Below are 14,994 nucleotides of genomic sequence, written 5' to 3' on the forward strand. Positions count from 1 at the left end.
AGAATTGAGGAATTGGAGAATTGAGGAATAGGAAAATTGAGGAATTGGAGAATTGAGGAATTGGAGAATTGAGGAATTGGGGAATTGAGGAATCGGAGAATTGAGGAATCGGAAAATTGAGGAATAGGAGAATTGAGGAATTGGAGAATTGAGGAATAGGAAAATTGAGGAATTGGAGAATTGAGGAATTGGAGAATTGAGGAATTGGGGACCTTCTATGCAAATTTGAATTTAAAACAATCCCTTAGGGATTGCACATCTATAGAATTAAAAATATTCCCAAGTATTTAGACCCCAGCGGGGTCTTTTTTTTGTATTTAACAAATAAAAAAAATAGTGAAAGTCGAAACCCTCACTATTTTGAATTTTAAAACATATTTTCTAAAGCTCTACAGTTCTTCAGTTCTACAGTTCTACAGTTCTTCAGTTCTACAGTTCTACAGTTCTACAGTTCTTAAGTTCTATTTCAGCGTTCTCTTCACTTCCTTCATTTCGTAACACTCAATCGTATCACCTACTTGAAGGTCATTGAATCCTTTGATAGAAAGTCCGCATTCGTAACCGAATTTAACTTCTTGAACATCGTCTTTGAAACGCTTAAGTGCTGAGATTTCACCCTCGTGAACAACCACGAAATCGCGAATTACACGTATTTTATGGGCACGTTTCACGGTACCATCTAAAACGTAACATCCTGCAACTGTACCAACTTTTGAAATCTTGAATACATCACGAACCTCAATATTCGCAGTTACTGCTTCTTCAAACGAAGGAGCTAATAAACCTTCCATTGCGGCTTTGATATCATCAATCGCCTGGTAAATTACCGAATACGTTCTAATTTCAATTTGTTCAGTTTCTGCCAAACGACGAGCATTTACAGAAGGACGAACTTGGAATGCAATAATTACCGCATCAGATGTTATGGCTAATGAAACGTCAGATTCAGATACCTGCCCTACCCCTTTATGAAGAATTCTAACTTGAACTTCGTCAGTTGATAATTTCAATAAGGAATCGGAAAGCGCCTCCACGGAACCATCCACGTCACCTTTGATAATAACATTTAATTCATGGAAAGTACCAATTGCCTTACGACGACCGATTTCTTCCAAGGTAATGTGTTTACGCGTACGTAAAGATTGTTCACGCAAGATTTGCTCACGCTTATTTGCAATTTCTTTTGCCTCGCGCTCATTTTCCAAACAGATTAATTTATCACCTGCTTGAGGAGCACCGTTCAAACCCAAAACCTGAACAGGAGTACTTGGACCTGCCTTGGTTACTTTGTTACCTAAATGATCAAACATTGCCTTCACACGACCATAATTGTCGCCAGCCAACATCATATCACCTATTTTCAATGTACCCGCTTGCACCAATAAAGTAGTTACATAACCACGTCCTTTATCCAATTCAGCTTCAATCACAGAACCTGTTGCACGTTTGTTTGGATTTGCTTTCAAATCCAACATTTCTGCTTCAAGTAAAACTTTTTCTAACAAGTCATTAACACCTAAACCAGATTTAGATGAAATTTCTTGTGACTGGTATTTTCCACCCCAATCCTCTACCAACATATTCATTCCAGCAAGTTCTTCACGAACCTTATCTGCATTAGCACCAGGCTTATCAATTTTAGAGAATGCAAATATGATTGGAACATTAGCTACCATTGCGTGATTGATTGCCTCTTTAGTTTGTGGCATCACAGAGTCGTCTGCTGCAATCACAATGATAACAACGTCTGTCACTTTTGCACCACGAGCACGCATGGCGGTAAATGCCTCGTGACCAGGAGTATCTAAAAACGTAACTTTCTTTCCAGAATCTGTCTGAACCGAATAAGCTCCAATGTGCTGAGTAATACCACCGGCCTCTCCAGCAGCAACTTTTGAACGACGGATATAATCCAACAAGGAAGTTTTACCGTGGTCAACGTGACCCATGATAGTCACAATTGGTGCTCTTGGTAATAAATCTGCCTCGTTATCTTCTTCTTCTAATTCAGAAGCTTCAATTTCTTCTTCTGCAGAAACAAAACTCACTTCATAACCGAATTCATCAGCAATGATGGTGATAGCTTCTGCATCCAAACGTTGGTTGATTGAAACGAACATTCCCAAACTCATACAAGTAGAAATAACTTCGTTTACAGAAACATTCATCAATGAAGCCAAATCTGAGGCTGAAATAAATTCAGTTACTTTTAAGATTTTAGACTCCTCATCTTGTGCCATTTGACGCAATTCTTCTTGCTCAGCACGTTGTTGACGTTTCTCTCTACGTTTGTCGGCACCAAAATTTTGCTTGGCACTTGTATTTTGCAAACGAGCCATTGTGGCTCTAATTTGCTCTTGAATATCTTTGTCAGATAATTCCTCTTTAGGGGCAACCTTCTGATTTGAATTTTGGTTTTGTCCTCCTTTTTTGAAGTCCTTACCACCTTTTTGGAACTTATCATTGCCACCTCCCTGACCTTGTGGTCTTGGATCTTGGTTGGCAGGACGAGGTTTCTCATCCTTGATTATTCTCTTTCTCTTTTGTTTGCGATCGCCTCCGCGTTCTGCTTGGGTAGGCAATTCAATTTTACCTAAAACGGTTAATCCTTTTAAAGTTTCACCTTTAGCCTCAATCAATTCAACCTCCTCCTCTTTGATGGGTTCAGCAGGAGCCGCCACCTCAACTTTTTCTTCCTTTACAGGTTCCACCGCTTTAACCTCTTCAACTACTTTTTCAAGTGGCTTTTCAGGTTCAGCTTTCTTAGGCTCTTCTTTTTTACGAACAGGATTACCTTTGCTATCCAATTCTATTTTCCCTAAAATCTTTAATCCTGGAGCATCTTTAGCTTCTTCCTTCTCCTCAATTGGAGCTACAGGTTCTTTTTCAACTTGCACTTCCTCCTTCACAACCGTTTTAGGAACCTCTACCACTACGGGCTCTGGTGCCTTTTCAATGATCGGTTCTACAACCTTTTCAACCGGTTTTTCTTCAGGAACTTCAACTTCAGGAGCTTTTTTAGGAGCCTCAGAAGCATCTAAGATTTGGTGTGCGCCGTACTCATTGGCCAACAAACTCAGTTGTTCAAAATTTAATTTAGCATTCGGATTGTTATCGACCTTATGCCCTTTAGCAGAAAGAAATTGTAGAATCGTAGACGTTCCTACATTAATTTGCTTTGCTACAAGGCTCAATCGCATTGTTTTTTCTTCTGCCATATATTTTTATAATTTCAATTTAATTTTTATTCAAACTCCGCTCTTAAAATACCTAAGATTTCCTCTATGGTTTCTTCTTCTAATTCAGTTCTACGCTCCAATTCTTCCTTGGAAAGGGCTAAAACTTGTTTTGCAGTATCTAAACCAATTTTGTGCAATTCATCCAAAATCCACTCATCAATATCATCTGCAAATTCTCTCAATTCTACATCCTCGTCATCCATCTCATCTTTTGGTACATCTCTGAATACATCAATCTCGTATCCAACCAATTTACCTGCCAATTTAATGTTTTGACCACCTCTACCAATAGCCATTGAAACTTGATCTGAGTTTAAGTATACCGCAATTCTCTTACGCTCTTTATCAATTTTCATAGAGTTTAATTTCGCAGGACTCAAAGTTCTTGTTACCAATAACTCCAAATTATCTGTGAAATTAATTACGTCAATATTTTCATTTTGTAACTCACGAACAATTCCATGAATACGAGAACCTTTCATACCCACACATGCTCCAACTGGGTCAATTCTATCGTCATAAGATTCCACGGCAACCTTTGCTCTTTCACCTGGCTCACGAACAATTTTACGAATTGTAATAGTTCCATCGTAAATTTCAGGAATCTCTTGCTCAAACAATCGCTCTAAAAATACAGGCGAAGTTCTTGACATGATGATTTTCGGCGTTCCATTCACCATTTCAACTTTGTGAATAACAGAACGAATTGTATCTCCTTTTTTGTAACGATCTTTAGAAATCATTTCTGATTTTGGCAAAATCAATTCATTATCATCTGCATCAATCAAAATTAACTCTCGACCTAAAGTTTGATAAACCTCTGCAGTCACCAAATCTCCTACTAAATCTTTATACTTGTCGAACAAACTCTCTTTCTCCAAATCTTTGATTTTTTGAATCAAAGTCTGGCGAGCCGTTTGTACCACTCTGCGACCAAAGTCTTCTAGTTTAATTAACTCTGCAACTTCTTCTCCGATTTCAAAATCCGGCTCAATTTCCTTTGCTTCAGCCAATGGAATTTTATCAAAATCCCAAATATCTTCTGAATTATCATCTACAATCTCACGTGTACGCCACATTTCCAAATCACCACTTTCCGGATTGATAATTACACTAAAATTCTCATCAGAACCATACTTCTTGCGAATCATTGTTCTAAATACTTCCTCCAAAACCGAAATCATCGTTGGTTTGTCGATGTTCTTTTCTTTGGCAAAATCTGCAAAAGAGGAAATCAATTCTGCACTATTCATTGCATCTATTTTTAAAATGAAACTTGAACTTTTACTTTATCTATTTCAAGCATCGGAATCTTAACCGTTTCCTTTGCTTGTATTACTCTATGCTTAACCGTTTTTTCAGGCAATATTTCCACCTCATTATCCTTAAAGCCCTTCAACTCACCTTCCAAACTCTCCAATTTCTTTCTCCAAACCTTAACTTTTCTACCCAAATTCTTCTCAAATTGCCAATCGTATTTCAATGGCGCATCAACTCCAGGAGAAGAAACCTCCAAATTGTATGCCCCTTCAATCCATGACTCTTCTTCCATTACAAATGACAACTTACGACTCAAAAGCGCACATTCATCAATTGTAACACCTTCTTTTGTATCGATCAAAATGGTCACTTGGTTTCTCTTTAATCCAGGACTCACCTGAATATCCACCAAAAACAAAGGCCCTTCCCCTACATAATTCAATACCCAACCTTTAATTCTTTCAGACAAATCAGCCATTTTATTCAATTTTAAAAACAAAAAGAGGGATTCAAAACCCCTCTTCTTGCTATAAATCTCTGCAATTTACCATTATTTTTTCGAATTTCAATGAAAAAACATATTATTTCCTCCCAATTACAAGATAATTCCCGTTTTCTGACAAAAATTTTGTTACTTTGGAACAATTTAAAATTTTAACCTTCAGCTATTCATTCATTATGGCTTATCAATTACTTAAAGGAAAAAAAGGAATTATTTCAGGAGCATTAGACGAAAATTCTATCGCTTGGAAAATTGCACAACGTGCTCATGAAGAAGGAGCAACTTTCACTTTAACAAACGCGCCTATCGCTATGCGTATGGGCGAAATAAATAAATTAGCTGAAGCTTGTGGTGCAAAAATCATTGGTGCTGACGCTACTTCTATCGAAGATTTAGAAAACTTATACGACGAATCGATGGAATTCCTAGGAGGCCCAGTAGATTTCGTACTTCACTCCATCGGAATGAGTACTAACATTCGTAAAGGTCGTGAATATGGCGATTTAAACTACGATTGGTTCATGAAATCATTGGATGTTTCCGCGCTTTCATTCCATAAAATGATGCAAGTAGCTCAGAAAAAAGATGCTATTGCACAAGGTGGATCAGTTGTTGCTTTATCTTATATTGCAGCACAACGCTCATTCCCAGATTATACAGACATGGCTCAAGCAAAAGCAATGCTTGAATCTATCGCTCGTTCGTATGGATATCACTACGGAAAAGCTAAAGGTGTTCGTGTAAATACGGTTTCTCAATCGCCTACTAAAACAACCGCAGGTACAGGTATTAGTGGTTTCAATGCATTTTATGAATATGCTAATTCAATGTCGCCACTTGGCAATGCTACAGCAGACGACTGCGCAGACTATGTAATTTCATTATTCTCAGATTTGACAAGAAAGGTAACTATGCAGAATTTATTCCACGATGGAGGCTTCTCTTCTGTGGGTATCTCTGCTGATATTGTTGAATTGATGGAATCTAAAAACGCCTAATAGTTTTTGATTTCTATGTCTCGGTCTTTATTGTTTATTTTTTGCCTCACCATTTCAAATTTTATTTTTGGCATAACTAACAATGGAGACCGATTTCCATTTCCACCAGATTCACCCAACAGACTCTTTTTTATCCAAAGGTCCAACAACGCAAATTGCGTAGTTTATGATGCAAATTTGACTGGTAAACTTCTAAAAGGAAAAGACCCTGTCCATACGTATTGGATTAGATTTGCCGACAAAGGAGAAAAAGAGGAGCTGACCACCATCCAAAGAACTTTAGCCTACGGACTTTACACCAACAAAATCAACACCAACGAAGACGCCTACGAAGGCTACTTTTTAGCCTATCGCAAGCGAAAATTCATTGTCAAAACTACTCCAGATGGACCAGTAGCGCTTTTTCCCATCAACGGAAAAATGCAAATCCTTAAACGCGTATTCGTTAGTGTTGACGAATCTGGCTTTATGCCATCTGTAAACTACATTGATCTATTTGGTAAAGATGTGGTTACTGGGAAAGACATTTTTGAGAGGTTTAAACCGTAGACAAGTAAGCAAGTGAGCAGAGTGAGCTAGTTATGAAAAAAAAAGTATACATATACTTGCTCACTCTGCTCACTTGCTCACTCTGCTCACTTGCTCAATGGCTCACTGGCTCACTGGCTCACCACAACTCCCACTTGCCCCATCACCGGAACCCCACTATACCCATACAATTCAGTAATTTTTTGGTTCAGTACGTTTTTAAACAATAAATTTATTCGTGCTTTTGGATGAACCTGATAAGAAAAAGACACATCCATCCAATGATAAGAATTTAAATCCTTTTGAACAGTAGTAAATGTTGCATCATCGTAAACCAAATCAATGCGCTTATCTACAAATTGGTAGGTCAAATTCGTACTTATTTTTTGGAAAAGCGGAACATTTGCTTGAATAGTCAACTGATTGGTTGGTCTTCTAACTAAAAAGTCTTTTTTGTTCCATACGCCATTTTCCTTTAGTTCCGTAGAACCTACTAAATAGGTATAATTTCCTGAAAATTTCACTGATTTTATCTTTGTTGATGCCTCAATTTCCAATCCCGAACTTTTTTGTGCAGCAATATTATAGTATTGTCCATAGGGTGCTTCGTTTTTCGATTGAAATCCAATACCATCCTTTAATTCTTGATTAAACCATACGGCGCGGAAAAAATCAGTGCCTTTTTTGAACTGAACTCCTAGTTCAGTTGTTTTACTTTTTTCGGGCAATAAATTCTCATTGCCATAGGCCGAAAACAATTGATATAAGGATGGCACCTTGAATCCGGCATTCAAATTTCCAAACAGCTTCCAATTGGTATTCAGTTTTAGATAAGGATTGATTGAATACGTTGAAAAGGTCCCAAAGGTAGATTGCTTGTTAATTCTTCCTCCAATTTCAATTCCAAACTTTGCCCATTCCTTTTGCAAGGTCAAATAAGTAGCCCAAATAGATTGCTTAGCTAATTCAGGTTTTATTTCAGGAGAAGAAAATCCATACCCAAATCCATAATAGAAATCAGATTGTGCTGTATGCTGCCATCTATATTCGGTTCCATAAACTAATTGAAAAAGATCCCTAATTTTAGATTTTGCATACATTTCAAGGCCTTGACTCAAACCAGAATATTCTGCAAAGTAATAGCTATTGTAAGCATTTATAGGCACATAAGTGGAATCATCCTGAAATCTTCTTTTTGAAAAATCGCTAAAAAATCTAAGATAATAATCGCTCAACTTACCTACATATTTCAATTGTCCATTTACTGAAACAGCATGCGCCTTGCTGGTATAATCTAAATCGTCCGTAAAGGGTCCTGCATCTAAATTACCGGTATATTGTGACCAATTAACCTGTGTATTAAATTCCAAACGATTTGTTAGGAAGGAGGTCCATGCAAACCTAAATTGTTCCCGTTGAAAGCCATCTGCCTCTCCATTGGCAACATCGGCTGCTGAAAACCCATTTGCCTTGAGGAGAGAACCCGACAAAGCCACAACATTAGATTTCCATTTATTTTGAATAGAAAAACTGGGTGAAAAATATCCCAAATTTCCTGCAGAAATTGAGGCATAGGCTTCCAATTTTTTGTTAGAATTTTTATGTGTTACAATATTTATCACTCCGGCCATAGCATCTGAGCCATATAAAGTAGATTGCCCCCCTTTCAGCACTTCAATTCGACTTACCTGACTTAAATCCAACAAATTCCAATCAAACACCTGAGAAATATGTGAAGGATCATTTAAAGGAAAACCATCTACTAAAATTAATACTTGACCAGTATTTGAGCCACGCATATACAATTCTTGATTTGCCCCCCAGGCACTTCTTGCACCCACACTTTGCAAACCTGCTTGGGCTTGCAGTAACTCTACAATACTTTTTCCCTGCGCCTGTGCAATTTGGGCAGAATCGATGATGGATACGACCTTTCCTGTACGCGACAACTTTTCCTGAAATTTGGGAGCAGAAATAAATACTTCCGACAATTCAACAGATTTTTGCGCATAATTTAGAAAAAAGGAAAAACTGAAAAAGACTGTAAAAAAACAGCTTTTTGAAAAAAAATAATTCATAAAACGGCCTTGCGGCATAAAAAATAAAAAATACTCGAACGCTCAATCCGAACTCATCCTCCGTGAATTTTGACCAAGAATTGATTTGGGCAGGTTTCCTGACTCATTTTCCTTCCTTTTCGTCTTCCCAGCTTTTGCCAGTGACATTAATGAAAAGTATTTTAAAAACTTACAGTTGCGGGGACAGTCTTGGCATCTCACCAAATTCCCTATTAAGTTAACAGCTTTGAAAACTGCAAACACCGAAATCTTCTGCAAAATTATGAATTATGAGTTATGAATTATGAATTAAGGGGAAATTATTGTTAATTGTTAATTGTTAATTGTTAATTGTTAATTGTTAATTACAATTTTGAAATTCATAATTCATAACTCATAATTCATAACTCATAACTCATAATTCAAACCATGCCCCGCTGCCAATGGGTTTCCAATGACCCACTTTATCAAAACTATCACGATACCGAATGGGGTGTTGCATTGCATGACGAAAGGGCTCTATTTGAATTACTTATTTTAGAAGGCTTTCAGGCGGGATTAAGTTGGATAACAATTCTAAAAAAAAGAGAAGATTTCAGAAGTACCTTTGAAAACTTTGATTACAAAAAAATTGCAAATTGGAGCGATCAGCAGCTGGAAATTGCACTTCAAAACCCAAAAATTGTTAAAAATCGTTTAAAAGTATATTCAGTAAGGGCAAATGCGATTGCTTTTTTAAAAATTCAGGAAAAATTTGGTAGCTTTGATAATTACATTTGGGAATTTGTAAATTTCCAAACCATAAAAAATCATTTCCAATCTAGTAAAGAATTACCTTCCAAGACAGAACTATCTGTCCAAATAAGTAAATCTTTGAAAAAAAATGGATTTAATTTTGTGGGACCTACCATCGTGTATTCGTTTATGCAGGCCGCTGGACTCGTAAACGACCACACAAAAAACTGTGATTTATACTAAATGAACAACCGGATTGTTATCATTCCTACCTACAATGAAATCGAAAATATCGAGGCAATCATCCATGCCGTTTTGCATCTTGAACCGGCTTTTGATATTTTAATTGTAGATGATGGCTCTCCAGACGGCACAGCAAACGTTGTAAAATCTTTACAAACTGACACTCCCAACAGAATTCATTTACTGGAAAGAAAAGGCAAATTGGGCCTAGGAACTGCTTATATTGCAGGTTTCAAAATAGCCCTAGAAAAAGGCTATGAGTTTATTTTTGAAATGGATGCCGACTTTTCTCATAATCCAAATGACTTGGTAAAACTATATGCTACTTGCTCCAATGGAGGTGCAGACATGTCGGTAGGCTCTAGGTACATCAAAGGATTAAATGTGGTTAATTGGCCCATTGGACGCGTCTTGATGTCATACTTCGCCGGATTTTATGTTCGATTTATTACTGGCATGAAAATTCAAGATGCAACTGCTGGATTCGTTTGTTATCGCAGAAAAGTTCTCGAAACCATTCCTTTAGATCAAATCAAATTCATTGGTTATGCCTTTCAGGTAGAAATGAAATTTACTACATGGAAATACGGATTTAAAATCATTGAAATTCCCATTATTTTCACAGACCGAACCAAAGGGGAAAGCAAGATGTCTGCCAATATTTTCAAAGAGGCCATTTTTGGTGTAATTCAAATGAAAATTAGTAGTTTATTTAAAAGCTATCAAGCCTAATTATGTCTTACGAAGTCCTTAAATCGCTTCATATTATTTTTGTCATCAGCTGGTTTGCAGGTTTGTTTTATTTACCCCGTCTTTTAGTTTACCATGTTGAGTCACAGGACAAACCAGAATTGGAACGAAATATTCTTTCTACCCAATTTGAAAAAATGGCAAAATTATTATTTAATGCAATTATGGTTCCTGCCATGGTCCTCACATGGATTACAGGACTAAGTTTGATCTACACAGTTTATTGGGAAGCATTTGCTAGCTTAACTTGGCTACATTTAAAACTAGGATTTGTGATTTGTATCACAATTTACCACTTTTACTGCAGATACGTAATCCAACAATTTAGAGCTAAAAACTTTATTCACTCGGGTTCATTCCTCAGATTATTCAATGAAATAGCAACAATACTTCTTGTGGCGGTAGTCTTTCTTGTTGTTGGAAAAAACACCATAGATTGGGTGTATGGACTGGTCGGATTTATACTTTTTGCAGTAGTTATTATGGTAGCAGTAAAGGCAGTAAAGAGGAAAGAGGTAAGAGGTAAGAGGTAAAAGTTAAAAGTTAAAAACTCTTACCTCTTACCTCTTACCTCTTACCTTCTACTCCCTCTCCATCCCACGTTTAATATCTTTTTCTTTAATATCCTCTCGCTTATCATATAACTTTTTACCCTTAGCAAGCGCTATATTGATTTTAGCAAATCCTTTGTCAGTAATAAATAATTTGGTTGGAATAATAGTTAATCCAACATTTTTAAGTTCGTTTTGTAATTTTTTCAACTCCCTTTTACTTAACAATAATTTGCGATCGCGTAAGGGCTCATGATTGTAATGAGTACCTTCTTCATACTGAGAAATATGAAGGTTTCTAATGTACAGTTCATTTTGAAAAAACAAACAATACGCATCGGTAAGATTCACTTTACCTTGGCGAATGGATTTTATTTCAGTCCCTGTCAACACCAAGCCAGCCGTAAAAGTTTCCAAAAAATGATATTCAAAGGAAGCCTTTCGGTTGTGTATTTCAAGTGTTTTTTGAATTTTATCTTTTGCCATTAGCCAAAAAAAAGCCACACAGGAAACTGCGTGGCTCCATTGTAATTTATTTTTTTATTTTCCCGACTTCTTAGCCGCGTATTCTTTGTTCAATCCATCAAGAATTTTTTCAGTAACATCAACCGATTCGTCAGCGAATAAAATTCCACCACCGATTCTAGAATATCCTAACACAAATTCAAATTTATTGTCCTTGTTAATTTTCTTGATATACTCACGAATGTTGTTGTATAACTCTTCGTTTTTCTTTGCTTGCTCTTGTCCTAATTCAGCTTGTTTTTGTTGAGAATATTGTTGCAATTCTGCACCTTTTTTCTTCAAAGTCAAATCAGCAGCCTGCAATTCTGCTTGAGTCATAGCTGATGCTCTTTGTTGAATAGCAGCAACCTCTCCTTGTAAAGATCTTTCTTTTTGACCCAAATCAACTTGTAAACGATAACCTTTATTTTCAAACTCTTTTTGAGCATCTTTGTAAAAATCGTATTTAGTTAAAAGGGAATCTGTATTAACAAAAACGATATGTTTTCCATTTGCAGCAACAATTCCAGCTCCAGAACTAGATCCACCATTTTGTTTGTAAATTAAAAATCCAACCACAAGGGTTAATACTGCGCACCAAATTAAGGGTAAGTTTTTCACGTTTAGTATATTATTATTAATGTTCGCAAAAATAGTATAAATGATTGAGTTGTCCTAAATTTTTTTATTTGGCTCTTAATTTTGCCCCTGCTAGCGTCCAAACTCCGCCTATTAGCCCGCCAACAATTGATGTGCATACATAAAGAAGTATTACATTTCCGCCCAAAGGCAAGATTGATGCCATTTTTTCTGGAAGAGTACTAGGATGCGTTTGAGACATCCATATAGCCGAGATCAACCATACGAGAGCCCCTGACAAAAATCCAAGCCAAAAGGGTTTAAAATCTAATTTAATCAAATAGGACAAAACCCCAAAAGCAATGCCATAGGCATACCAATTAAAATATAGGCTGGTTAAGATCCCAACGCTAAAAAAAATTATTAATAACAATAAGATTCCACTTTTTTTCATAACAATTATTTTTTCACCTCCCCCTTCCCCCTCCTTGCGAAGGAGGGGGTGGCGCAACGCGCCGAGGGCGGTCAATTATTTCAACAAAAACAACTTTTTTTTAATTCTATTTGAATTTTGATTCACATCTTTCAAAAAAAGTAATTCTTTCAACTCTCCTTTCGCCCAAGTATCAATTAAATCGTCGTAATGGGAACTCCCTGGATTGCCCGATTGTCCACCTGGATAAACACCATATGCTTTTGGATTTCCTTTTTTTGACAATTCTACTACCAATCGCCAAGAAGGCCCTGATTTAGTAGAAGACGCATTTACTATACCGCTACCTCCTCCTATCGGAATTTTCAATCTACTCAATGCATCCATGCCTGGAATTAAATGGCGAACCCCAGTTTCTTTGGCTTTGTACCATTCCCAATTTTCACCCAAAGCACCATTTTTGTCTTGTAAATCTTTCATTCCTTGATTAAAGGCTGCAGTAACATCCTCATTAATCGTTTCAATTTGCTTAGTTTTTATATTATCAAACCATTTAGCACCAGGAGTTTGCAAAAACATGAGCAAGGTTCTATCAATGGAAGGTTGATTCATCGGAATATGCTCATCTGCTGCAAATTCATCATTCCAAATCGTATCCATTAAAACATCTATCCATTTGTCGAAAATTGTAGGTGCTATTTGATGAGGATCATTTACTAAATTCCACTTTTTTAACAATTCCAATGCTTTTTTATTTTGCACTTTTTCAACATCCAAATGGGTCAATAAAATTGGAATCCATCTTCTAGCACGCATGTTGAAATTATCGTTTTGGAGATTACGTAAGGAATCAATTGTTATTTTTTGCATCACCTCTAAACGTTCATTAATTCTTCTTCCCCTTTCTGATGGTGAAAATTGCCAGCCTAAATAATAAGGGTAACTCGGATCCGTTGAAAATTGATTTGCTGAACTAACAAATTGTCGAGATGGATTTTTCACATGTGGATTTTGATTTTGTGGAATATAACCCACCCAATCAGCTTTTGCATCTGTACCATCTAATAAATATTTTCCCTGCAAATGTGACTTAAGGGGAAATTTACCGTTTACCCAAAGTGCAATATCGCCTTCATTACTTGCAAAAACGAAGTTTTGAGCAGGAGCCGACATATCTTTTAAAGCATCCACATACTCGTCATAATTTTTAGCTCTATTTAAATTATAGAACATACTAACTTCTTTCGATTTCTCAAGGGCAGTCCATCGCAAAGCATGTCCAACTGGAATATTAGACTTAAATGGTTTATCATTTGTCAAATATACAACGGGCCCATGGTGAGTAAAATAAATAGAATCAACTACCTCTTTACCTCCCTTAATCTTATATTTCTCAATTCTCAAAGTTGTTTTCTTCCATTTTCCATCATGAAAATATTCCTTTTTAGAAGCATCTTTGAATTTAACCTGGTACCAATCTAATACATCGGAACCCACATTAGTCACACCCCAGGCAATATTTGAGTTAAATCCAGCAATTACATGTGGGGCGCCAGGCATGGTTGCTCCATAAACATTTACTCCGGGTGCATGTAATTGAATCTGATACCAAATTGAAGGTAAACTCAAAGTTAAATGTGGGTCATTGGCTAAAATGGGCATTCCTGAAAAGGTTTTAGAACCCGCAACCGCCCAGTTATTTGAACCCAAATTTGGATCCTTTTCTGCTTGATTTATGGCACTGCCCAACCCTACAAAATCTTTAGGCCCTTCCGGAGTTTGCAAAGGCTTAAAATCCCAAGCAGTTCCTTTTGGAATAATTGGACTTTCTTCAAAAGGATAATTAGGAAACAAATCTTCTGCGACATCCTTTCCATAAACTCGAAGGATATTGGTCATTTTAAGATCATCTGTCCCACTGGCCAGAACGAATGACATATTTTTCAAAAACAAAGCAGATTTCAAAGGAGTCCATTTTTCAGGAGCATAATTCAATAATTTGTACTCTAAAGGATAATCTTTGGGACTTAAACTTTCGATATATTTATTAACTCCTTCGGAATATGCCTCAACTGCGACTTGTGCTTTGGGGTCACTTTTCATACCTTCAAGCGATTGCTCTGCCCCATAAACCGCACCCATTCTTCTTTGGTATTTATCTGATTCTAAACCTTTTTCTCCTACCAATTCTGCAATTCTGCCACCCGCGAAATGCGTTTGAAATTCCATCTGCCATAAACGATCTCGCGCCGTTAAATAGCCTTGTGCGAGGTATAAATCGTGCTCATTTTGAGCAAAAATATGTGGAATACCCATTTCGTCCACTAAAACCTGAACCTCTGCTTGAAGGCCGGGAATTTTTAGTTCTTCTTCTAAACCAGCTGTCTGCTTTCGTTCAGCATTTTGCCAAAAACCTTGAAAAGGGCTTAGCAATTTACCCATTGGGGGCACAGAGCCCAATGAACTATTTAACAGATAGGTTATTACAAAGGCAAAAAATAGCGGGAAAATTTTAGAAATTATTTTCATAGAATGATGATGAAATGCAGTAAATTCTCAAGATTTTTTATAACTTTTAGTTGACAATTTATATAATTTCAAAATCAAAACCAATT

13 protein-coding genes and 1 riboswitch are annotated in these 14,994 nt (G+C 36.7%); of the genes, 5 read left to right on the forward strand and 8 right to left on the reverse strand.

Annotated elements, in window-relative coordinates; all coding sequences use genetic code 11:
• Nucleotides 1-461: 461 nt before the first annotated feature.
• Genes infB through EOJ36_RS03540 form a run of 3 tightly spaced genes read right to left on the reverse strand, consistent with a single transcriptional unit; the run spans nt 462 to nt 4,977 of the window.
• Entirely contained in the window at nt 462-3,218 is a 2,757-nt protein-coding gene (infB, locus tag EOJ36_RS03530; RefSeq protein ID WP_127802655.1) for a translation initiation factor IF-2, read from the reverse strand.
• A 26-nt stretch (nt 3,219-3,244) separates the two neighbouring features.
• On the reverse strand, nt 3,245-4,492 hold the full coding sequence (nusA, locus tag EOJ36_RS03535; protein WP_127802656.1) for a transcription termination factor NusA: 1,248 nt from the start codon (nt 4,490-4,492) through the stop codon (nt 3,245-3,247).
• A gap of 11 nt (nt 4,493-4,503) precedes the next feature.
• Entirely contained in the window at nt 4,504-4,977 is a 474-nt protein-coding gene (locus EOJ36_RS03540; protein ID WP_127802657.1) for a ribosome maturation factor RimP, read from the reverse strand.
• A 200-nt stretch (nt 4,978-5,177) separates the two neighbouring features.
• Here EOJ36_RS03540 and EOJ36_RS03545 point away from each other — a divergent pair, with 200 nt between their 5' ends.
• Complete coding sequence (locus tag EOJ36_RS03545; protein ID WP_127802658.1) at nt 5,178-5,999, forward strand: enoyl-ACP reductase FabI; 822 nt, start codon at nt 5,178-5,180, stop codon at nt 5,997-5,999.
• A gap of 15 nt (nt 6,000-6,014) precedes the next feature.
• Nucleotides 6,015-6,548 (forward strand): DUF4833 domain-containing protein, encoded by a 534-nt coding sequence (locus tag EOJ36_RS03550; RefSeq protein WP_127802659.1) that lies wholly within the window; start codon nt 6,015-6,017, stop codon nt 6,546-6,548.
• A 110-nt stretch (nt 6,549-6,658) separates the two neighbouring features.
• On the opposite strand, the gene EOJ36_RS03555 is transcribed toward EOJ36_RS03550, so the two are convergent.
• Nucleotides 6,659-8,518 carry a TonB-dependent receptor plug domain-containing protein gene (locus tag EOJ36_RS03555; RefSeq protein WP_164847831.1) on the reverse strand — a complete coding sequence of 620 codons (1,860 nt, stop codon included), beginning with the start codon at nt 8,516-8,518 and terminating at the stop codon, nt 6,659-6,661.
• Nucleotides 8,519-8,676: 158 nt separating this feature from the next.
• Nucleotides 8,677-8,867, reverse strand: a riboswitch (cobalamin riboswitch).
• A 146-nt stretch (nt 8,868-9,013) separates the two neighbouring features.
• Here EOJ36_RS03555 and EOJ36_RS03560 point away from each other — a divergent pair.
• Genes EOJ36_RS03560 through EOJ36_RS03570 form a run of 3 tightly spaced genes read left to right on the forward strand, consistent with a single transcriptional unit; the run spans nt 9,014 to nt 10,845 of the window.
• The gene (locus tag EOJ36_RS03560) at nt 9,014-9,562 is read left to right on the forward strand and encodes a DNA-3-methyladenine glycosylase I (protein ID WP_127802661.1); all 549 of its coding nucleotides are present in this window, start codon (nt 9,014-9,016) and stop codon (nt 9,560-9,562) included.
• Nucleotides 9,563-10,294: a polyprenol monophosphomannose synthase gene (locus tag EOJ36_RS03565; protein WP_127802662.1), complete on the forward strand. Its 732-nt coding sequence runs from the start codon at nt 9,563-9,565 to the stop codon at nt 10,292-10,294. It abuts the gene before it with no gap.
• A 2-nt stretch (nt 10,295-10,296) separates the two neighbouring features.
• On the forward strand, nt 10,297-10,845 hold the full coding sequence (locus EOJ36_RS03570) for a CopD family protein (RefSeq protein ID WP_127802663.1): 549 nt from the start codon (nt 10,297-10,299) through the stop codon (nt 10,843-10,845).
• Nucleotides 10,846-10,893: 48 nt separating this feature from the next.
• Here the strand turns inward: EOJ36_RS03570 and smpB are convergent, their stop codons facing one another.
• From smpB to EOJ36_RS03590, 4 genes are all read right to left on the reverse strand, one after another.
• On the reverse strand, nt 10,894-11,349 hold the full coding sequence (gene smpB, locus EOJ36_RS03575; protein WP_127802664.1) for an SsrA-binding protein SmpB: 456 nt from the start codon (nt 11,347-11,349) through the stop codon (nt 10,894-10,896).
• Between the two features lie 54 nt (nt 11,350-11,403).
• The gene (locus EOJ36_RS03580; RefSeq protein WP_127802665.1) at nt 11,404-11,988 is read right to left on the reverse strand and encodes an OmpH family outer membrane protein; all 585 of its coding nucleotides are present in this window, start codon (nt 11,986-11,988) and stop codon (nt 11,404-11,406) included.
• 64 nt (nt 11,989-12,052) lie between these two features.
• Nucleotides 12,053-12,400, reverse strand: coding sequence for a hypothetical protein (locus EOJ36_RS03585; protein ID WP_127802666.1), 348 nt, complete (start codon nt 12,398-12,400; stop codon nt 12,053-12,055).
• Nucleotides 12,401-12,475: 75 nt separating this feature from the next.
• Nucleotides 12,476-14,821 (reverse strand): penicillin acylase family protein, encoded by a 2,346-nt coding sequence (locus EOJ36_RS03590; protein WP_238944394.1) that lies wholly within the window; start codon nt 14,819-14,821, stop codon nt 12,476-12,478.
• Nucleotides 14,822-14,994: the final 173 nt, after the last annotated feature.

Origin of the sequence: Sandaracinomonas limnophila (genome assembly GCF_004005965.1) — a bacterium.
GTDB classification, from domain to species: Bacteria; Bacteroidota; Bacteroidia; order Cytophagales; family Spirosomataceae; genus Sandaracinomonas; species Sandaracinomonas limnophila.

Coding starts and splice junctions, on each gene's coding strand:
- infB (WP_127802655.1), bottom strand. CDS start 3,218: ATGGCAGAAGAAAAAACAATGCGATTGAGCCTTGTAGCAAAGCAAATT.
- nusA (WP_127802656.1), bottom strand. CDS start 4,492: ATGAATAGTGCAGAATTGATTTCCTCTTTTGCAGATTTTGCCAAAGAA.
- EOJ36_RS03540 (WP_127802657.1), bottom strand. CDS start 4,977: ATGGCTGATTTGTCTGAAAGAATTAAAGGTTGGGTATTGAATTATGTA.
- EOJ36_RS03545 (WP_127802658.1), top strand. CDS start 5,178: ATGGCTTATCAATTACTTAAAGGAAAAAAAGGAATTATTTCAGGAGCA.
- EOJ36_RS03550 (WP_127802659.1), top strand. CDS start 6,015: ATGTCTCGGTCTTTATTGTTTATTTTTTGCCTCACCATTTCAAATTTT.
- EOJ36_RS03560 (WP_127802661.1), top strand. CDS start 9,014: ATGCCCCGCTGCCAATGGGTTTCCAATGACCCACTTTATCAAAACTAT.
- EOJ36_RS03565 (WP_127802662.1), top strand. CDS start 9,563: ATGAACAACCGGATTGTTATCATTCCTACCTACAATGAAATCGAAAAT.
- EOJ36_RS03570 (WP_127802663.1), top strand. CDS start 10,297: ATGTCTTACGAAGTCCTTAAATCGCTTCATATTATTTTTGTCATCAGC.
- smpB (WP_127802664.1), bottom strand. CDS start 11,349: ATGGCAAAAGATAAAATTCAAAAAACACTTGAAATACACAACCGAAAG.
- EOJ36_RS03585 (WP_127802666.1), bottom strand. CDS start 12,400: ATGAAAAAAAGTGGAATCTTATTGTTATTAATAATTTTTTTTAGCGTT.
- EOJ36_RS03590 (WP_238944394.1), bottom strand. CDS start 14,821: ATGGGTAAATTGCTAAGCCCTTTTCAAGGTTTTTGGCAAAATGCTGAA.